The 19,574-nt window shown below is 48.0% G+C and carries 17 protein-coding genes; 8 read left to right on the plus strand and 9 right to left on the minus strand.

From position 1 onward, the window contains the following. Positions 1 to 79 precede the first annotated feature (79 nt). Positions 80 to 4,633, minus strand: coding sequence for an ATP-binding protein (locus tag IEY09_RS03765; RefSeq protein ID WP_037414507.1), 4,554 nt, complete (start codon positions 4,631 to 4,633; stop codon positions 80 to 82). Between the two features lie 122 nt (positions 4,634 to 4,755). Here IEY09_RS03765 and IEY09_RS03770 point away from each other — a divergent pair, with 122 nt between their 5' ends. Beyond that, positions 4,756 to 5,667, plus strand: a complete 912-nt coding sequence (locus IEY09_RS03770) for a LysR family transcriptional regulator (protein ID WP_015586033.1) — start codon at positions 4,756 to 4,758, stop codon at positions 5,665 to 5,667. A 301-nt stretch (positions 5,668 to 5,968) separates the two neighbouring features. On the opposite strand, the gene IEY09_RS03775 is transcribed toward IEY09_RS03770, so the two are convergent. Then, positions 5,969 to 6,766, minus strand: a complete 798-nt coding sequence (locus IEY09_RS03775) for an OXA-48 family carbapenem-hydrolyzing class D beta-lactamase OXA-48 (RefSeq protein WP_015059991.1) — start codon at positions 6,764 to 6,766, stop codon at positions 5,969 to 5,971. A gap of 369 nt (positions 6,767 to 7,135) precedes the next feature. Between IEY09_RS03775 and IEY09_RS03780 the strand changes: the two genes are divergently transcribed. The 7 genes from IEY09_RS03780 (at position 7,136) to IEY09_RS03810 (ending at position 14,426) form a co-directional block, all read left to right on the plus strand. Continuing rightward, positions 7,136 to 8,293 (plus strand): PA0049 C-terminal domain-containing protein, encoded by a 1,158-nt coding sequence (locus IEY09_RS03780; RefSeq protein WP_188869904.1) that lies wholly within the window; start codon positions 7,136 to 7,138, stop codon positions 8,291 to 8,293. A gap of 145 nt (positions 8,294 to 8,438) precedes the next feature. Next, positions 8,439 to 9,053, plus strand: a complete 615-nt coding sequence (locus IEY09_RS03785) for a SprT family zinc-dependent metalloprotease (protein ID WP_188869906.1) — start codon at positions 8,439 to 8,441, stop codon at positions 9,051 to 9,053. A gap of 126 nt (positions 9,054 to 9,179) precedes the next feature. Next, positions 9,180 to 9,956 (plus strand): endonuclease EndA, encoded by a 777-nt coding sequence (gene endA / locus IEY09_RS03790; RefSeq protein ID WP_086024041.1) that lies wholly within the window; start codon positions 9,180 to 9,182, stop codon positions 9,954 to 9,956. Positions 9,957 to 9,964: 8 nt separating this feature from the next. Continuing rightward, positions 9,965 to 10,696 carry a 16S rRNA (uracil(1498)-N(3))-methyltransferase gene (gene rsmE / locus IEY09_RS03795; RefSeq protein ID WP_088586106.1) on the plus strand — a complete coding sequence of 244 codons (732 nt, stop codon included), beginning with the start codon at positions 9,965 to 9,967 and terminating at the stop codon, positions 10,694 to 10,696. A gap of 85 nt (positions 10,697 to 10,781) precedes the next feature. Beyond that, entirely contained in the window at positions 10,782 to 11,729 is a 948-nt protein-coding gene (gshB, locus tag IEY09_RS03800) for a glutathione synthase (RefSeq protein WP_188869908.1), read from the plus strand. Between the two features lie 73 nt (positions 11,730 to 11,802). Beyond that, a complete protein-coding gene (locus tag IEY09_RS03805) occupies positions 11,803 to 13,179 on the plus strand; it encodes an alkaline phosphatase (RefSeq protein WP_188869910.1) in 1,377 nt (458 codons plus the stop codon). 218 nt (positions 13,180 to 13,397) lie between these two features. Beyond that, positions 13,398 to 14,426 carry a methyltransferase gene (locus tag IEY09_RS03810; protein ID WP_188870084.1) on the plus strand — a complete coding sequence of 343 codons (1,029 nt, stop codon included), beginning with the start codon at positions 13,398 to 13,400 and terminating at the stop codon, positions 14,424 to 14,426. A 183-nt stretch (positions 14,427 to 14,609) separates the two neighbouring features. Here IEY09_RS03810 and murA read toward each other — a convergent pair whose 3' ends face one another. From murA to mlaF, 7 genes are read right to left on the minus strand one after another with little or no spacing between them, the layout of a single operon-like run. Continuing rightward, the gene (murA, locus tag IEY09_RS03815; RefSeq protein WP_037422055.1) at positions 14,610 to 15,869 is read right to left on the minus strand and encodes a UDP-N-acetylglucosamine 1-carboxyvinyltransferase; all 1,260 of its coding nucleotides are present in this window, start codon (positions 15,867 to 15,869) and stop codon (positions 14,610 to 14,612) included. 12 nt (positions 15,870 to 15,881) lie between these two features. Continuing rightward, entirely contained in the window at positions 15,882 to 16,133 is a 252-nt protein-coding gene (locus IEY09_RS03820) for a BolA family protein (RefSeq protein WP_011621481.1), read from the minus strand. 16 nt (positions 16,134 to 16,149) lie between these two features. Further along, entirely contained in the window at positions 16,150 to 16,434 is a 285-nt protein-coding gene (locus IEY09_RS03825; protein ID WP_188869911.1) for an STAS domain-containing protein, read from the minus strand. Between the two features lie 5 nt (positions 16,435 to 16,439). Continuing rightward, complete coding sequence (locus IEY09_RS03830; protein ID WP_037427135.1) at positions 16,440 to 17,093, minus strand: MlaC/ttg2D family ABC transporter substrate-binding protein; 654 nt, start codon at positions 17,091 to 17,093, stop codon at positions 16,440 to 16,442. Between the two features lie 11 nt (positions 17,094 to 17,104). Next, positions 17,105 to 17,578 (minus strand): outer membrane lipid asymmetry maintenance protein MlaD, encoded by a 474-nt coding sequence (gene mlaD / locus IEY09_RS03835; protein WP_037427133.1) that lies wholly within the window; start codon positions 17,576 to 17,578, stop codon positions 17,105 to 17,107. Positions 17,579 to 17,632: 54 nt separating this feature from the next. Further along, on the minus strand, positions 17,633 to 18,418 hold the full coding sequence (mlaE, locus tag IEY09_RS03840) for a lipid asymmetry maintenance ABC transporter permease subunit MlaE (protein WP_037422041.1): 786 nt from the start codon (positions 18,416 to 18,418) through the stop codon (positions 17,633 to 17,635). Next, a complete protein-coding gene (gene mlaF, locus IEY09_RS03845) occupies positions 18,415 to 19,233 on the minus strand; it encodes a phospholipid ABC transporter ATP-binding protein MlaF (protein WP_037427130.1) in 819 nt (272 codons plus the stop codon). The genes mlaE and mlaF overlap by 4 nt, the downstream gene beginning before the upstream one ends. Positions 19,234 to 19,574 lie beyond the last annotated feature (341 nt).

The following is a 19,574-nucleotide window of genomic DNA, read 5'->3' on the forward strand; positions in this document are numbered from 1 at the left end:
GAAACGTAATCTTGTTACCGATAAAAAAATACCCGCCAAATTGACGGGTATTTCGTTTACTTAATCTATTTTTACAAGATTAATCTTCAACTGGTGACACAACAAAGAGTAGGTCACCTTGCGATACTTGCTGACCATTGCTGTTCAGAATACGCTCGATGCGGTACTTCTTATCCTCAGGATAGAGCACGGCGCCTTGGCGGTTAAAGCCAGCCAAGTTAACCTGCGAGAACATCTTCATTGCTTCAGTCAAGGCAAGGGTTTGCTCAACGGTTACAATATCACCTTCTTTAACGAAATCAGGTTCGCCTGGCGCTGGAGAGGTATAGAAGATACCTGCGCCTTGGGCTAATACTTTAAGCTCGTTACTTTCACCCACACGCAGCGACTCAGTATCCACCCCAACGGTTTCGGCAGCGGCTTCCATTTCAGCAATCAGTGCTGGAATATCTAGCTCAGCCATAAAGCGTGGCAGATAGTTAGTGTCGTATACGCCTTCTTTGAAGGTGCCATCGCTTAGGATTAACTTCAGCAACGGAATGTTAGTAGCGATACCTTTGAGCACTACGCTGTCGAGGTAAGCATGTAGCTTCGCAATAACGTCTTCACGGTTTTCACCGCGCATAATCACCTGGGCGATTAAGCTATCGTAATAAGGCGAAACTTCTTTGCCCGGTGCAGCAATCGAGATGATTTCTACATCTGGATGATCAGGGAATACACATTCGGTGATCTTGCCAGGGTTTGGAACCAGTTGCAGTACGCCATGGCTGTCGAGTGCGGCTTTCTCAGCCGTTACACGCACTTCCATCGCATAACCGATTTCTTTCGGCTCTAAATGCTCGATTGAACGACCCGCAGCAATATCAAACTGCGCGCTTACGATATCGATACCAGAAGTCGCTTCGGTTACTGGATGCTCTACCTGCAGACGAGTGTTCATCTCCATGAAGTACACTTCGTTTGCGTCTAGGTTGTAGATGAACTCTACAGTACCTGCCCCCATATAATCGGTCGCATCACCTAAGGCACGGGTGTAATCCAGCACTTGTTTTTTCAGTTCATCTGGCAACATGGTTGAGCCAGACTCTTCAACCACTTTCTGGTTGTTACGTTGTACTGAACAGTCACGTAAACCCAATACTTTAGCGTGACCAAATTGGTCGCGCAGTAATTGCACTTCGATATGACGTAGTGACGTAACATATTTCTCTAAGTACAGGTCGCCGTTACCGAAGGCAGCTGCCGCTTCAGTAGCGGTTTTTTGGAATAAACCAATCATATCCTCAGGACGTTTAACGACCTGAATACCTTTACCACCACCGCCTTGTACCGCTTTGAGCAGCACAGGGTAACCAATTTCATTGGCCACGTTTACCGCTTGCTCAGCGTTCGTCAGAATACCGTGTGAACCTGGTACCACTGGTACGTTTTGGCTTTGTGAAGTCTTAATCGCGTTCGACTTGTTACCCATAGTCGTCATTGAATGCACGCTAGGGCCCACAAAGTTAACCCCATTATTCACACACAATGCCGCAAATTGTGGACTTTCAGACAGGAAGCCGATACCTGGGTGCAGTGCATCAACTTGCTCGTATTCGGCAACTTTCAACACTGAGTAGGCATTCAGGTAACTTTCGTCAGAGGTGTTACCACCTAAACAGACTAACTTGTCAGAATCTTTCAGCATATCCGCAGGTACGGCAGTCATGTCAGGATCTGACGCCACTAATACCACGTTGATATCGTTATCGTGAGCCTTACGGATCAACTTAACAGCAGTACAACCACGGGCATGAACCAATACTTTATTAATTGGTTTCATTAACTTACGAGGATCGTTTTGAACAATCACTTCTTCTTCAACAGGCGCTTCAACAACCAGAGTCGACAGAGCATTGATGATTACGTCATTAATCTTCGCCGTTGGCATTGGCATCAGAGGATCGATGCTCGCCAATTGGTTATCTAAGGTTTCGCTGAATGGGTTGTGGACTAAGCCCGCCATTGCACCTGGTACTTTCGACAGATAGTTCGACAGAGTCGACGTTGAAGGTAAGTAAGCAGGAACCACCATTTGACCCGCGAATGGCATGTTAGTACCAGACAGGTAGTAGGTTTGCACTAATGGGTGAGTCACGAAACTCGCTTGCGCACCACCGGTACAGTCACCAAAACCAAACATCAATACTGGCAATTCGTTATCACGGATAAAGCGTGTGATACGGTCGTTCACAACAGCCATTGAGAACAGTGCCGCAGCACCTTCTTTAGTCTGCATACCGCCTGAGCTGATAAAACAAACTACTGGCAATTTACGCTTAGCACATTCGATCAGCAGCGCAGAGAATTTCTCAGCACTCGCCATATCGAAGGCACCCGCTTGGAATGCAGTGTTAGATACCGCCAGACCCACACGGACTTTTTGTCCCTTTTCTTTAAAGTCAGCAATACCGGTGATCAGGCCGCAAGGACGAATACCTTTATCTAACGCATCTTCAATGGATAAACGGAAACCAGGGAAGTTGAGCAAGTTAGCCGACATTTTGTCGCCATTGATTTCGTCGAAATTAGTGAAAAATTGCTTAATCACATTTTCCCACGTCATCTTGCCGGTACGTTTTTCGTCACGTAATACTTTTTGGATCAGTAAGTCCTGATAACCCATGGTCAAGCGGTTCCAGAAGTCCTTACGACGACCGATACGCACAGGGTTAATCGCACCAGTGTATTTGCTGTGGTCGCTTTCACTGTCGAAGTATTCAGGCAATAAACGTTCGAAGAAGTAAGTCAGGATAACGAATAAACTGTCGTTAAGTTGTGGGAAGCCCACACTCTTCCACTGCTCTACACGCACCAAGAGATCGGCACGGTTAGATTGGCTCATAAAGTACTTAAGCCACTTGTAGAATTTAGCCTTGTCGTTTGCGGTATCCTGAGTAGACAGCGCATGGTCAATCGACTTGTGCAGTAGATTGTTCACCGAGTTGCGTGACAGACTCTTAGACATCATGGCTTCTTTCGCGATAGACGCTAAGCTACCCACAACGTTGTCGTAAAGTGAGTTAAAAATCAGGATGTTATGGCATTGCCAAATAAAGTCTTCACGCAACTCATCGTTTACAACGACATCGAGCACAGTCAATTGATTAAGCTCAGGCCATTTTGCTTGAGTTACAGACTTAGGCAGATTTTCAAGATGCTGAATTAAGCCCTTAAAGTTGTTTGCCGCGTTGCTCTTCCAACGGTGATATAAAGACCAACCGATGTTAAATAACAGTGCCTTACGAGCTTTTTTATAGTTTTCTTTTGGTTCACCCAAAATAAAACGTGTCAGCATATTACGTTCGGTTGAAATTTCATCGCGCTTAGCAATAAAGTTCGCCCACAATTTGTTCAGATCTTCATCGTAAACCAGCTTATCAGGGCTAGATAGCCAAGCTTGGAATACACGATCTTGCTCTTGCTGGATACGCGCTAACAGATCGCCCTCGGGCACACTGACACGTGACAAACGTCCGTATTGCTCCTGAGAGATCGAATGAATACGGCTACGCAGCGTTAAATAACGCAGGTAACGGTAAGCGCTACCAAACAAGTTGTGGTGGTTGGTTGGGCTCGTTGCCACAGCCAATTCAGCGTTTAACTCTAATGCCATCAAGTTTTTAGATGGATTAAGGAAACGCGCTAAACTGCGATCATAATGCTCACGTAAATCCTTAGATTCACGTACAAAGTTCACTGCTGCGCGCTCAACCGCTTCGATACTACTGATAATCGCGCGGCGTAAATTGTGCTGACGCTCGTCACGGTCACCTGGAGAAAAATCGATAATGCCATCGATACAACCGGCGGTGTAAAGCTCTTCTGGAGATACACCCACAGATTTAGCACATTCCTGCCATGACAGGTTGTACTTACGGGCGATACTTTGTAGACCTTGTGGTTGAATGGTGTTGAAAATACCATCGCGCAGCGATAACAGGATGTTAGCCGCAGCTAAAGGAATCGCGCCACCCGAGTAACCCGCACCGATAACGATACCGACTGTCGGTACGTCAACGTTGGCACTCTCGGCAATCGCCTTAGAAATAGAATGTGCTTGGTTTTGGCTGTTGGCCACTTCGCCTGCATCGGCCCCTGGGGTATCGATTAAATAGACGATAGGCATAGACAATTCGGCAAAATGACGAATCGCTTTACAGGCGGCATAGTGATGCTCAGGCATCCATGCACCGTTAGCCGTTGTGCGCTCTTGAGCAATAAAGCCGATACGACGAGTGCGTGAACCGAAATTCAGCTCGACCTCAGCACTGTAGAAAGAGCCCAAGTGAGTTTCGGTAATCAAGCGCCCCTTTAGGTCCGCAATGATACGTTTAGCACCAGGACGACCTTTGTCTTGGGTCGGTTGGATCACTTTTGCGACATAACCGTCAACATCTAACGATGCCAAGTCTTTTAAATTTGCCTGAATGGCATCTTCATTTAAAAGGCCTTTAATTTCTTCTGATAAGCTCTGTTTACTGTGTTTAGGAAACAGAGAAAAATCCTTTGCCAAATGCTCGGCCTGTAAAAAAAGCGGATCGGGCGTTTGGGCTTGAGTCATGTGTTTGGGCTGATTATTGCTGGTCATCAAAAGATCCTCTGCTTTAGCCTCTGAAAATTTTTAGCCAATAAATATAACTTTGTTATCCCGCCAAATGCCATTAAACTGCATAAGACGCTATGTTCCAAATATGAGACAGTGGGAAAAACATGCCAGATTTAAACGGTATGATGCTATTTGCAGCCGTAGTGAGAGCAAAGGGATTCTCCCAAGCTGCACGTGAAACCGGCCACCCAAAATCCACCATAAGTCGCAAAATCGCGCAGCTTGAAGAACAACTAGGCGTGCGATTGTTACAACGCGACACCCGTAACCTGAGTCTTACCCAAGTCGGGGCACTCTTTTATCAACACTGTGATTCCATTCGCAATGAGGTGGAAGCGGCCAAGGCTGTTATCGAGAGTACCCATGATGATGTATCAGGATCATTACGGATAGCCATTCCGGTCTCTTTTAGCCAAGAATTAATTGCTAACCTCTGTAGCGGATTCATGCGTTTATATCCCAATGTGGAATTAGATGTCCAGTTTACCGACAACGATATCGGTTTGGTGGGTGAAGGATATGACATAGCTATCAAATATGGACCACTGCAATCCTCTGATCTTGTTGCAAGATTACTGTTCGAGCGTCAACCAATTCTGGTAGCAAGCCCTGGCTATTTAAAAGCACGCGGCACCCCCGCAACACCTAAGGAGCTGAGCGACCATAGTGGTATTCTGCTAGGGACATCCCGCTCAGCACCCATATGGCCCTTAGGCAAAGGGGCTCGCAAAACCATGGTAAACTTTCAGCGTAAAGTCAGGGTCAATAGCCCAATAATGGTTAAGCAGTTAGCCCTCGATGACTTTGGGATTGCAATGCTATCAAACTCCGCCTGCAAAACCGAACTCGCCAACGGCCAGCTAGTGCCAATCTTACAGGAATGGCCGATTGAACCCTTTAAGGTCTACGGGGTGTATTCGAGCCGCAGACAATTAGCCACCAATATCAGCGCCTTCTTGGACTTTTTCGTCAAACGCTTTAGCAGCCAAGAAAGCCTACAATCCTTGATGGGCTAGGCACTTTATCGCAGCGGCATTCACCTTTACTGACATCGCCATTCCTTTATACACATCCCAATGTTGAGTGACCATGACCATTTAGATAACAAAAAAGCCTAGCAAATTGGCTAGGCTTTTTACGTTTAGGAATGTGATGCTAACGCTCAGGCTAAAAGTTAACGCGCGGAGCTTAAGTCGATTTGGCCTAACCGATTAAGTATGAGCCATTAACTACAAGCGCATCAAGCATCAGCATTTTGTCCATATATCTTTACAGCTTATATGACGGCTATTTCACACAAATACGCGCTAACCACTTCTAGGGAATAATTTTTTCCTGTTTGAGCACTTCTTTTGTGATGGCTTGGCGCAGCCCTAAACCATCCGATGTGGGCATATCCATATTCATCGCAAAAAACCACACATTATCATCAAGTTCAACCCAACCGACCCACCAGCCAATCTTAGGTTCGATTCTAGTCGAGTATCCCGTTTTAGCCCGAATAATATAGTCGCCATTGGCTTCGGTCAGCATGGCTTGTTTGACAATACGCTGGCTGCGCTCCGATACGTGTAACTTATTGTGATACAGCTTTCTTAAAAAGCTGATTTGCTCAGTGGCCGAAATTCGAATACCACCATCGAGCCAGAAACTGTCTACATTGCCCGAAATGTCCTCATTACCATAATCGAAAGCATGTAGCATCTTGCTCATACGTGCCTCGCCAATTTGGCGGGCAAATTCTTGATAAACAGGCACAACTGAATATTTCATCGCGGTGATTAGATTATGATCGCGATTCCAAGTGGCGATATCGCGCGTCTGTCCATCCCACTTAAAGACTTGGTGTTCATCCTTAACCACGCCCAAATCGAGGGCGATCAAGCTATTGGGAATTTTAAAGGTAGATGCGGGTAAAAATGCTTGGTTCGCCCGTTTAAGATTATTGGTAAATCCTTGCTGCTTATTCTCATTCCAGAGCACAACTACGCCCTGTGATTTATGTTCAGTAAAGTGAGCATTCCAACTTTTGTTTTCTTGCCATTCCTTTGCTACCGCAGGCATTCCGATAATCGATGCCACCAAAAACACAGCCGATAAGGCTAATACACGCATAACGTCCCCTTGCTTAATGCAATATATCCATACAAATTAAGTGCTAAGCTTATCATTCTCTGCCCTCTCATTCCCTAGCAAACTGCTGACCAATTGTGGCAACAATCAGGCACAAGCTTTACAAGATTTAACTATTAGCTATCCCAACTAAACGCCAGTCCAAAATCATAGCAACTCGTCAGTATCGATCTGATATGCAAAATAGGAATAAGATCCTCGAATCACTATAGGTAAACTCTTATACTCAAAACAATCATTGTGGCTTTTTGGCATAAGTTTCATTATTTCTAAGATGAAGTAAGCCTGAACGCCCTAGAAACATCGTCTATTTCCAGCAAAATAAGTGATTAAAATAAAAAGGAAACGCCAATGTTAAAGCCCTGCCTCGCTTTTATCCTCGCTAGCACAGTGGCGCAAACCGCTGGTGCCGTACAACTCCTCGGCGATGTGGAAGTGTCTCGTATTCCTACCGCTGAAAAAGTCATGGCTGAAGTGGTAAACCGTTATCAAGCATTGGATGAAGGCTTAGCGAATCAATTATCCGCACAGAAAAATGAACGCGACGCTACCCAACTTGCCGCCCGCCAAGGACATAGATTATGGCAACAGGCTGTGCGTGATGTGCAGTCTGGACACTTTGATGACAGATCTCTGTATTGGGCGCGACTGTCAATGTTAAATAGCCTTAAAAACAACAGTGCTAACTTTAAAATGGCTGATTGGCAGCAACAGATTTTAGCCAGCGCGGTTGAGAAGGCATCGCGAGGATTCAGTGATATCCAATACGATGATGATGTGCAGATAAAAATCTTCCTGACGGGATTCGACCCCTTCTTCCTCGACAAAGACATCAGTCAGAGCAATCCTTCGGGCTTAGTGGCCCTCGCCCTCGATGGTTTCCGATTTGATATCAATGGCAAAAAGGCCCAAATCGAAACCGCCATGATCCCAGTACGCTTCGAGGATTTCGACCAAGGTATTATCGAATCCTTACTCAGTCCCATTTATCGCGACCCTAAAACCCAGTTTGTCTTTACCGTCAGCATGGGGCGCAGCGACTTTGATATTGAACACTTCCCAGGCCGTAACCGTAGTGCAGCAGCGCCCGATAACCAAAATCTATACACAGGCGCAAGCAAAACCGCGCCTGTCGCCCCCAAACTCAATGGTAAAAACTTTATCGGCCCTGAATTTGTTGAATTTTCATTACCCGTCGCAGCGATGCAAGTGCAAGATGGTCAGTGGAAAGTCAACGATAACCATACTGTGACCACCCTAGCGCGCGGTGAATTTAATGCCAGTTCCCTAAGCGAGCTGCAAAATGAAACCTCGGTCGAAGGTTCTGGTGGTGGGTATCTCTCAAACGAGATTTCTTATCGCGCCATTGTGTTACAGCAAAAGTTCAATAGCCGCGCTAAGGTGGGCCATATCCACACCCCGAGGGTGAAGGGCTACGACAATGCCACCGAACAAGCCATTGTCGAGCAAGTGCGTACTATGGTGATGCAGGCCGCGGCGAGCCTGTAACCGCCGCAATACTGGCATTGTCAGCAAGCGTTGGTTATGATGCAAACGCTTGCTTTATGCGCCTTATCGGGTCGCATCATGGTATCCATCTGACACACCTAGCCACACTTGATGCTTTGCAAAATAAGAGTTAACGCCTAAGTCTATGTTTAACCCGAGATCCCTACTCAATAGCCTGCGCCGTAAAGCTATCTCATCCGCGAGTATCACCACGCTGACTGCGACCAAGATGGCGAAAAACAACATGCCACAACGCCAGCCAAAGCCACTGACACCAGTGCAGCAGCAAATCCTTACGCGTATCGAAGACTGTTATCAGCAGGCAGAAATCTACTTTAAGCGTCCATTTGCGCGGCCGTTGACCCAATTTACCCTGCGGGGACGGAGTGCGGGCACAGCGCATTTGCAGCAGAATCGCCTGCGCTTTAACCCCGTATTACTCAGGGAAAATAGCGAAGCCTTCTTATCCGAAGTAGTGCCCCACGAAATCAGCCACTTACTCTGCTTCCAACTCTTTGGCAAAACCAAACCCCATGGCCGCGAGTGGCAATCCATCATGCTCAAGTTGTTTAAGGTGAGCCCCAATACCACCCACAGTTTCGATACTCAGTCGGTTAAAGGGAAAGACTTTGAGTACCGCTGTGCCTGCGGCCCAGTTCGGCTAAGTATTCGCCGCCATAATAAAGTACTGCGTGGTGAAACCCGTTATCTGTGTAAACGCTGCCATACCCACCTCACCTTTACCGAAGCAGCGGAATAACCCACATAGCGTAAAAATCCTCGGCCAAAAGTACGAGCGATTTGCATAGGACGCGGTATTTCCCTTACCATTCAGGCATAAAAGACGAGCCACAGGCTCGCGTAGTATTGATTATTTTTGGGATAAATATTGAACAACTCCAAGATAGCCTTAAGGTCTCGGCAAACCTTGCTGTGCCTATTCAGTTGGCTGGCGGTGTTGGCCTCAGCCAATGCCTCTCCTTCGCACCCCAATAGTTTTAGCCAAGCCAAGGTCTTGTCTCAATCCTTATACCAAGGCAGTCGCCAAGGCACCTTGCCCGCTGTCAGTTTTTACTGTGGCTGCACTATCCAAATTAAGGGCAAATCCTGGAAGCCCGATCTAAATAGCTGCGGTTATCAAGTGCGTAAACAAGAAACCCGCGCCAACCGTATCGAGTGGGAGCATATCGTCCCTGCATGGGAGTTTGGTCACCAATTACAATGCTGGCAAAAGGGTGGCCGTAAAAACTGCGCCGATAACAGCCAAGAATTCAATAAGATGGAAGCGGACATGCACAATCTGGTGCCCGCCATTGGTGAAGTGAACGGCGATCGCAGCAACTTCCGTTTTAGCCAATGGAATGGTAAGGCAGACCAATATGGTCAATGTGCTATGGTCATCGACTTTAAGAATCGCCAAGCCCAGCCGCCCGCTCACGCCCGTGGCAAAATTGCACGCACTTACCTGTATATGCAGCAGACCTATGGCCTTAAAATCGCCTCACAGCAATTAAAATTGTTCAAAGCATGGGATAAAAGCTATCCAGTTGATACTATTGAATGCAAACGCGATAACGCCATAGCGCAGATCCAAGGTAATCATAATCCCTTTGTGCAGAATGCCTGCAATGCACCACCACTGCGCCAACAATTAGCCGAATAAGGTCGACAATGAGAGTTCCAAGAATTTATCAACCTCAGCCATTAGCCGTAAACCAACAGCTGAATCTAGACGAAGATGGCGCAGCCCATATCGGCAAAGTGCTGCGTATGGGCAGTGGCGAGCAAATTAGCCTGTTTAATGGCGATGGTCATGATTATCTTGCCGAAATTGTCGATGCGGGTAAAAAATCGGTCACGGTAAAAGTGCTGTCCTGTGAGGCCAATCCATCGGAGTCGCCCCTCAACCTGCATTTAGGCCAAGTGATTTCCCGCGGCGATCGGATGGAGTTCACCATTCAAAAATCCGTTGAGCTAGGGGTAAATACCATTACGCCGCTATTTTCTGACCGCTGCGGCGTCAAGCTCACAGGTGAGCGTCTCGAAAAGAAAATCCAGCAATGGCAAAAGATTGTGATCAGCGCCTGTGAGCAATCTGGCCGTAGCCAAGTGCCCATCGTTCGCCCCGCCATGGAATTACAGCAATGGTGCAGCGAACCGACCAGCGCACTCAAACTCAACTTGCATCCAAGGGCAGCGCACGGTATCAATGGGTTAGATTTATCCCATACCCGCGTACGCCTACTGATCGGTCCCGAAGGGGGATTATCGGCGGAAGAAATCGCTATGACGGAAACCTATCAGTTTACCGACGTGTTACTCGGCCCCCGAGTGCTGCGCACTGAAACCGCCTCACTCACGGCGATTACCGCGCTGCAACTTAGATTCGGTGATTTAGGTTAAAGGTTAACCGCTAACTAGCGAATTGATTACTGGCTAATCCATAAATGCTTTTTGCCTGCGACGGCAACCAATAAGGAACAGATTAATGATAAAACTCGGCATAGTGATGGACCCCATCAGTGAGATCAACATTAAGAAAGACTCCAGTTTTGCCATGCTGATGGCGGCGCAGGAAAGGGGTTACCAGCTGTTTTATATGGAAATGGCCGACCTTGCTATGGTCAATGGCGTAGCCATGGGCAATATGCGTCCATTAAAAGTCATCAACGATGCCAATAAATGGTTTGAACTGGGCGATGCCCAAGACACGCCGCTGAGCGAGCTGAACGTGGTGTTAATGCGTAAAGACCCGCCGTTCGATACCGAATATATCTACGCCACTTACATGTTAGAGCGCGCCGAAGAACAAGGTGTATTAATCGTCAACAAGCCACAAAGCTTGCGCGATGCCAACGAAAAACTATTCACCGCATGGTTTAGCGAATTTACGCCAGAGACCATTGTGACTCGCGATGCCAATCGGATCCGCGCGTTCCACCAAGCCAAGGGCGATATTATCCTCAAGCCACTAGATGGCATGGGCGGCACCTCGATTTTCCGCGTCAAGCAGGACGACCCTAACCTTGGGGTGATCATCGAAACCTTAACCCAATATGGCAACCAATACGCAATGGCGCAGGCCTTTATTCCTGAAATCACCAAGGGCGACAAGCGCATTCTGGTGGTGGATGGCGAGCCCGTGCCCTACGCCTTGGCGCGCATTCCGAAAAAAGGCGAAACCCGCGGTAACTTGGCCGCAGGCGGTAGCGGTGTTGCCCAGCCGTTATCTGACTCTGATTGGAAAATCGCCCGTGCCATTGGCCCAGAGCTTAAAAAACGCGGCCTGATTTTTGTGGGTCTGGATGTGATTGGTGACAAGCTGACTGAGATTAACGTCACTAGCCCGACTTGTATCCGCGAAATCCAAGCGGCATTTGATGTGGACATTACTGGCATGCTGTTCGATGCCATCGAAGCCCGTCTCGCCCAGTAAGCTTGTACACCTACAAGATAATAATATTCATTGAAGGCGCCTTAAGAGCGCCTACGACTTCTAGGGATCTGATATGAGTTTCACCAAAGCGCCACTGTTACTGCTTGGTATGAGTTTATGGCTCTCAAGCCCCGTATTTGCAGCGGAAGCTGGGGCGAATGAGACGGGCCCAGCCAAGGCGCCATCACGCCCCAAAAATATTGTGATTATGATTGGCGACGGCATGGGGCCTTCCTATACCAGCGCCTATCGCTATTACAAGGACAATCCAGATACCGAAGAAGTCGAACAAACCGTCTTCGACCGTTTATTGGTTGGCATGGCAAGCACGTATCCCGCCAGTGTCAGTGGTTATGTGACCGACTCGGCCGCCGCCGCAACCGCCCTCGCGACAGGAGTCAAATCCTATAACGGCGCCATCTCGGTTGATACCCAAAAACAGCCACTGCCCACCATTCTTGAAAAAGCCAAATCCTTAGGCTTGAGCACGGGTGTGGCAGTCACGTCGCAAATCAACCATGCCACGCCAGCGGCATTTTTATCCCATAACGAAAGCCGTAAAAATTACGATGCACTGGCATTAAGTTATCTCGACACCAACGCCGATGTGTTTTTAGGTGGCGGGCAAAAGTACTTTCCACCCGAGCTGTTGGCCCAATTTACCGCCAAGGGCTATCAACATATTACCCGCTTTGATGATCTGGCCAGCATTACCCAGCCTAAGGTCTTAGGTTTGTTTGCCGAAGTACAACTGCCTTGGGCCATAGATGAAAAAGATGCTAAAAAACTTAGCACCTTGACCCAAAAAGCCCTCAGTTTACTGTCGCAAAATGATCAAGGCTTTGTACTGCTGGTCGAAGGTAGCCTTATCGACTGGGCGGGACATAACAATGATATCGCCGCCGCTATGGGCGAAATGGATGAGTTTGCCAACACCATTGAAGTCGTTGAACAATTTGTGCGGCAAAATCCCGATACCTTAATGGTGATCACCGCCGACCATAATACCGGCGGTTTATCGATTGGTGTCGATGGAAATTACAACTGGAATCCTGAGATCCTGCGCAATATTTCCGCCAGTTCAGATACCTTAGCGCAAGCCGCTATCGGTGGCGAAACCTGGCAAGCCGACTTATCCCGTGGTTTAGGCTTTGAATTAACGGAAGAAGAACTGGCTAAACTCAATGTAGCCAGAATGCAGGGCTTAGAAACCATGGCAATGGCTATTCGTCATGTGATTGATAAACGTACCGATACGGGTTGGACAACGGACGGACACACAGGCACCGATGTGCAAGTGTTTGCCGCAGGTCCCGCAGCTGGGCTGTTTAACGGTCATCAGGACAATACTGATATCGCCAATAAGATTTTTAGCCTGTTACCTAAGCCTAAAAAGCCAAAAGCCCCCGCACCTGTATCAACTCCAGCACCAGTGCAGCCACAGGGCTAATTTGCTGCGATTAGCTAAAAATAAGCCAAGCGAATATCGCGCCAGCTAACAGATAAAAGGCAACAGTATTAACACAGTTGCCTTTTTTATTGGCTTTCAGTTCGCACCGTTCGAGTGAGCGCTGTTTTGCTACACCCCTTAAGTCGGCGGCATGCAGGCTGGCTCGCAGCCGAATAAGGGGTATAATGCCCGCACTTATTTTTTACGGTAGCCATGCAGTGTTAACGAATCCATCGCAAGTCATTATCCGCAATCAGGAAACCCTGAGCCAACATAAAGTCTTAGTGCTAAACCATGAAGCAGACTCACTGCCCAAAGCACTGCTCGATGTCGCCCAGTCCGTCGATGCTCTCGCCTTGGATTACCACCATTACCTGCATTTAGCGCCGCAGGCCAATGGCAAACTGCGCTGCTATTTTGGCCATCAACTGCCCCACCAGGATAAGTACGACACTGTGATTGTGTACTTTCCTAAGGCTAAGCCGTTAGCGCCCTACTTGTTTAATCTGGCCGCACAGCATTTAGTGGCCGATGGCCAGCTCTTAGTCGTGGGTGAGAACAAAGGCGGGGTTAAATCCTTAGTCAAACTGTTGCCGAAATACTTTGCCACAGGCGTCAAACTCGATAACGCGCGCCATTGCCTACTCTTTGGCAGCAGCCTAATCGATACCGCGCCCGAGATTAAACTCAGCGATTGGACCAGCCAGTATCAACTCGCCACTCCGCAGGGCAATATCACCATCTGCAACTTAGTCGGTGTGTTCAGTGAAAAGCATTTAGACCAAGGCACAGAGCTATTGCTGTCGCATCTGCCAACGCTTTCTGGCCGAGTACTGGATTTTGGCTGCGGCGCTGGTGTGATTGCCGCGGCGCTGCTAAAGGCGCAGCCGACACTGTCGCTAGAATGTATTGATATCAATGCCATGGCGCTAGCCTCCTGCGAACTTACGCTGGCAGCAAACGGCATGACGGGCAAGGTCTATCCCTCCGATGGACTGGCGCAGACCAGTGGAAAATTCGACGGTATTATTTCCAACCCCCCGTTCCACGATGGCCTTGCCAGCACGACCAGCATTGCCCAAAGTTTTGTCGCCGATAGCGCCAAGCAATTACAATCTAAAGGGATTTGGCAAATAGTCGCTAACCGCCACCTACCCTATTCGGACACCATCGCCGCCGAGTTCGGCCAATTAACCGTGCCGGCAGAGAATAACAAGTACAAACTCTATTCCTTCCAACAGGCCTAATCTTTCGCCCCGCTCGATTATGAGTGGGGCTAACTTAATTTGACTCTATGCTGCACCAAGGAATAAAGACTCGTTCAGAATAACCTTGAGAATTACGAAATCGCGCTGTCTCTTGAACAGAACTTGTGCTCAAGAGACAGGCATTAAAGCGGTTTTGTATTAGGAGTGAATCCTAAGCAAATGTTATTGCACACGCTCTACATGCGCGCCCAATCCTTGGAACTTCTGCTCGATATGCTCATAGCCGCGGTCTAAGTGATAGATGCGATCGACAATGGTTTTACCATCGGCAACTAAGCCTGCAATCACCAAGCTTGCCGACGCACGTAAATCGGTCGCCATTACCTGTGCACCACTCAAAGACTCAATGCCTTGGATAATGCAGGTATTGCCTTCAAGCTCCATGGTCGCGCCCATACGGATAAGTTCTGGCACGTGCATAAAGCGGTTTTCGAAGATGGTTTCGGTAATGGTGGCCGTGCCCTGGGCTAATACGTTGAGCACGCAGAACTGTGCCTGCATATCGGTTGGAAAACCAGGATATGGTGCCGTCTTGATATTTACCGCTTTTGGACGCTTGCCTTCCATGTCGAGTTCAATCCAATCTTCACCTGTAGTGATCTTGGCACCCGCATCTTCGAGTTTCGCGATAACAGACTCTAACGAAGCAGGGTCTGCCTTTAAGCAACGGATACGACCACGGGTCACAGCGGCGGCAACAAGGAATGAACCGGTTTCAATACGATCCGGCATCACTCGGTACTCACATCCCTGCAGACGTTCAACGCCTTGAATACGCAGTGTGGCACTGCCGACACCAGTGATCTTTGCGCCCATGGCTATCAAACAGTTAGCTAAGTCAATCACTTCTGGTTCACGGGCCGCGTTTTCAATCACGGTTTCGCCATCGGCAAGTGCCGCGGCCATCAATAGGTTTTCGGTCGCGCCTACGCTCACCATGTCCATAAAAATATGGGCGCCCTTTAAGCGACCATCGACACGGGCCTTGATATAACCTTCTTTCACTTCAATCTTGGCGCCCATCATTTCGAGGCCATGTAAGTGAAGGTTTACTGGACGAGCACCAATGGCGCAGCCACCGGGTAATGACACATCTGCGGTGCCATAACGGGCTAATAACGGGCCAAGGATCAGAATCGAGGCACGCATGGTCTTAACTAAATCGTAAGGTGCGCAGAACTCGTTGAGGTTCTTGGTCGAAATACGGATTTGACCATTGCCTAATTCATCCACATCGGCGCCTAGGCAGCGCAGCAATTTACAGCTGGTGCTCACATCGCGCAAATTGGGGACATTCGACACAATAAAATCAGTCTCGGCTAACACGCCTGCCATTAGAATCGGCAGCGCAGCGTTTTTAGCGCCGGAAATAATCACATCACCAGCAAGCGGAGGGCTTGCTTGAATCGCTAATTTATCCACTTTTCCTCACTACTAGCTGTTGAAAATTTTCTCGCGTTTCCATTGGGTCGGCGTGAAAGTTTTAATCGTTAATGCATGTAACTCACCGCTGGCGATATAACTCATCAGGGGTGCATAAATGGCTTGTTGTTGTTTTACGCGGCTCATACCGTCAAAACATTCACCCACGGCAATCACTTTGTAGTGGCTGCCATCGGAGCTGGCGTGCACTTCATCGAGTGCTAACGCGTCACGTAAAATCTGTTCTATTAAGCTGCATTCCATGAAATTCGTTACCTTTTCAATTCGCTTCTTCGGTGAAGAAGGACTGTAAATCATATAAGTCGATTAATTTTTTTAGCTGATCCGATGCTGAGCACAGCTTCAGTGGCGTGCCATGCTGACGCACTAACGCCAGCAAAAATGCCACGCCAGCACTGTCGCTGTACTCCAGCTCAGTGAGCGACAACATTTGGGTGTCTTGGCTTAACAGGCTTTGCCTTTGCGGCCAAAGTGCGACCACTTGCTCCTGTGATAAACGCCCTTTGAGGTGGCAAATTTTACCCTGTTGCACAAATTCAACCACGGCGCTTACTTCCCTGCTTTAGGCTTTTTAGTCACTTTGTCTTTGGTGCGCTCTTCCAACATCTTAATCACTGAATCAATCCCCTGTTGGCGGATAAGGTTCGAGATTTCAGATTGCTTAGAGGACAGCAAACTCACGCCTTCAGCGACTAGGTCAAACGCCTTCCAAGAGTCATCCTTGAGGCGACGAACTTTAAACAACAGCTTAATCGGCGGACGACCCGCTTCGATAATCTGTACGTTTACATCGACAATCTTCTCATTGCTGAAATCACTACCAGGCGAAAACTCCACTTTTTGGTTAGTGTATTCGGTAAAAGCTTGGGCATAGGTTGAAACTAAGTAGCCTTCAAAAGCATCGACGAAACGATTGCGCTGATCTTCAGTCGACTCTTTTAAATACTGACCTAACACTTTGTAAGAGGCGTATTTATAGTCGATGTAAGGCATTAATTCTTCACGCACAATCACCTTGAGATGATCCGCATCAGCGTCAATCAACGCCTTGTCTTTGTGGAACCGATCGAAGGTTTTGTTGGCAACAGATTTCACCATGGCATAAGGATCCATAGTGTTAACCTGAGCGTCATCCGCCAGTGCGGTCGTTGCAGTAAACATCCATACTAACGGCAGTAATAAGCGCGATAAGCGTTTAAACATAGCGGTAACCCCTATTTATCCTTTGAACCCATACTATATAAGAACTGACCAATCAGATCTTCTAACACTAATGCTGAGCGAGTATCGTCAATTTTGTCGCCATCCTTAAGCATACTCACGTCATCATCGACAAAGCCCGGTGTTAATCCGAGGAACTGCTCACCGAGCAAACCTGAAGTTAAAATAGCTAAGCTACTGGTTTCAGGAAATTTATCGAAACGCTTGTCCATCACAATCGTCACCACAGCCACCAGTTTGACTGGGTCTAAATCAATCTTACTCACGCGGCCAACCACGACGCCGCCAACCTTGACCGGAGAGCGAACCTTCAAGCCACCGATATTGGTGAAGTTGGCGGTGAGGGTATAGCTACTGTCGCTGGTCTGCACTTCGATATTGGCGACTTTAAACACCAACACTAAAAAGGCCGCTAAGCCCGTTAAGAGAAACACACCCACTAATAATTCAATTTTTCGTGTCAACATGCTCAGTTACCACTCTGTTAATCCGTCGATCTGTATCCTTGGCGCTGCAATCCGTTAGCGGCCAAACATCAGGGCTGTTAGTAAAAAGTCCAATGCCAATACGGCGAGGCTCGATTGCACCACAGTTGAAGTAGTTGCACGGCTGATCCCCTCTGGATTAGGGATCACTTGATAACCACGATATAGAGCAATCCAAGTCACCACCACGGCAAAAACACCGCTCTTAATCAGGCAGTTAACTATGTCTTGGCGCCATTCTACCGAGGCTTGCAGAATCGACCAGAAGGCACCACCATCGATCCCCTTCCATTCCACGCCCACTAAATGGCCGCCATAAATACCTACCGCAGTAAACATCAGCGCCAACAACGGCATGCTTATTACACCCGCCCAAAAGCGTGGCGCAATGATTTGCCGCAGTGGGTCAATCGCCATCATCTCTAAGCTGGATAACTGCTCGGTACTCTTCATCAGACCGATTTCGGCGGTGAGTGCCGAACCTGCGCGGCCAGCAAATAACAAGGCTGTAACCACGGGGCCAAGTTCACGCAGTAAACTTAAGGCCACCATCGGGCCTAAGCTCTCCTCAGTACCGAAACCGACTAAGATGTTGTAGCCCTGCAGCGCCAACACCATGCCGATAAACAGGCCGGAGACCACAATAATGACCATAGATTGTACGCCGACCACATAGATTTGGCGCACTAATAATGGAAAACCTTTACGCACCCGAGGCCAACGAACAATCGCGCCCCACAGCATCAGGCCTGCACGGCCAAAACCGAGCACTAACTCGATAGCGCTGCGGCCAAGGTCGGCAATACTATCTAATAACTTCACTTGCCAACTCCTTTTGCCAATAATTCTTGCTGGTAATCCTTTGCCGGATAATGGAACGGCACAGGGCCATCTGGCGCACCTTGAATAAACTGCTTGAGCTGCGGATTATCAGCATGCTTTAACTCCTCAGGCGTGCCATGGGCAATAACTTTTTTATCTGCAACCACATACACATAATCTGCAATCCCGAGCACTTCATCCACATCGTGGGACACCACAACCGAGGTTAAATTAAGTGCATCGGAAAGTTCGCGGATAAGCTTAACCAGCACGCCCATAGAAATAGGGTCTTGTCCGGCAAAAGGCTCATCGTACATGACCATTTCTGGCTCAAGGGCTATCGCCCGAGCTAAGGCAGCGCGGCGCTGCATCCCACCGGATAACTCGCTGGGCATCATTTGCGCGGCGCCCCGCAGCCCAACGGCCTCAAGTTTCATCAGCACGATAGTCCGAATAATCTCTTCGGGCAGGCCTGAATGTTCACGTAGCGCAAAGGCAACGTTATCAAAGACGTTAATATCGGTGAATAATGCGCCACTTTGAAACAACATACTCATGCGCTTGCGCAGTTCGAATAATTCGCTACGGCTCGCCGCATGCACATCCTGTCCATCGAACAACACTTGGCCGCTATCGGGCGTTAATTGGCCGCCGATAAGCTTGAGCAAGGTGGTCTTACCTATACCACTCGGTCCCATAATGGCGGTGACTTTGCCCCTAGGGATAGACAGGCTAATATCTTCATATATGACACGCTGGCCACGGCGAAAGCCCAAATGACGGATCTCAACCAACGGCGTTTGTTCTTGAGTCATGCTTGATTCCGATATTTGAAAAGAGGTGGCCTACGCTTCCTGCCCAGACCAATCGAAGAGCCGCAAATTGTACGTAATTGCGCTTTAACCTACAACAGAATCGACACTATCGTCCTGCGATACTTTCAATTTGCCTCATTTCCAGCGAGAATGCGCCCTAAGTTTTCGCTCTGTGAAGCTAAAGTGTTACTTAATGTTTTCACCTGTGTTGATAAATTAGCAAAATGGTTTTGTAAACGGTCAAGACATAAGCTAATTGATACAAAGATAATGTGAGTACAACTTAACTTAAAAACGCTATTGAGTTCTGCAATTAAGCATCAAACTGGCCATCATAGTTA

The sequence above is a fragment of the Shewanella xiamenensis genome (genome assembly GCF_014647135.1).
Lineage (GTDB): Bacteria > Pseudomonadota > Gammaproteobacteria > Enterobacterales > Shewanellaceae > Shewanella > Shewanella xiamenensis.

What these genes read in the sequence shown, in the direction of transcription:
- IEY09_RS03780 (WP_188869904.1), top strand. Translation starts at nt 7,136, where the DNA reads ATGTTAAAGCCCTGCCTCGCTTTTATCCTCGCTAGCACAGTGGCGCAA.
- mlaF (WP_037427130.1), bottom strand. Translation starts at nt 19,233, where the DNA reads ATGACTCAAGAACAAACGCCGTTGGTTGAGATCCGTCATTTGGGCTTT.
- IEY09_RS03820 (WP_011621481.1), bottom strand. Translation starts at nt 16,133, where the DNA reads ATGGAATGCAGCTTAATAGAACAGATTTTACGTGACGCGTTAGCACTC.
- rsmE (WP_088586106.1), top strand. Translation starts at nt 9,965, where the DNA reads ATGAGAGTTCCAAGAATTTATCAACCTCAGCCATTAGCCGTAAACCAA.
- IEY09_RS03830 (WP_037427135.1), bottom strand. Translation starts at nt 17,093, where the DNA reads ATGTTTAAACGCTTATCGCGCTTATTACTGCCGTTAGTATGGATGTTT.
- IEY09_RS03770 (WP_015586033.1), top strand. Translation starts at nt 4,756, where the DNA reads ATGCCAGATTTAAACGGTATGATGCTATTTGCAGCCGTAGTGAGAGCA.
- gshB (WP_188869908.1), top strand. Translation starts at nt 10,782, where the DNA reads ATGATAAAACTCGGCATAGTGATGGACCCCATCAGTGAGATCAACATT.
- mlaD (WP_037427133.1), bottom strand. Translation starts at nt 17,578, where the DNA reads ATGTTGACACGAAAAATTGAATTATTAGTGGGTGTGTTTCTCTTAACG.
- IEY09_RS03765 (WP_037414507.1), bottom strand. Translation starts at nt 4,633, where the DNA reads ATGACCAGCAATAATCAGCCCAAACACATGACTCAAGCCCAAACGCCC.
- IEY09_RS03775 (WP_015059991.1), bottom strand. Translation starts at nt 6,766, where the DNA reads ATGCGTGTATTAGCCTTATCGGCTGTGTTTTTGGTGGCATCGATTATC.
- IEY09_RS03805 (WP_188869910.1), top strand. Translation starts at nt 11,803, where the DNA reads ATGAGTTTCACCAAAGCGCCACTGTTACTGCTTGGTATGAGTTTATGG.
- IEY09_RS03785 (WP_188869906.1), top strand. Translation starts at nt 8,439, where the DNA reads ATGTTTAACCCGAGATCCCTACTCAATAGCCTGCGCCGTAAAGCTATC.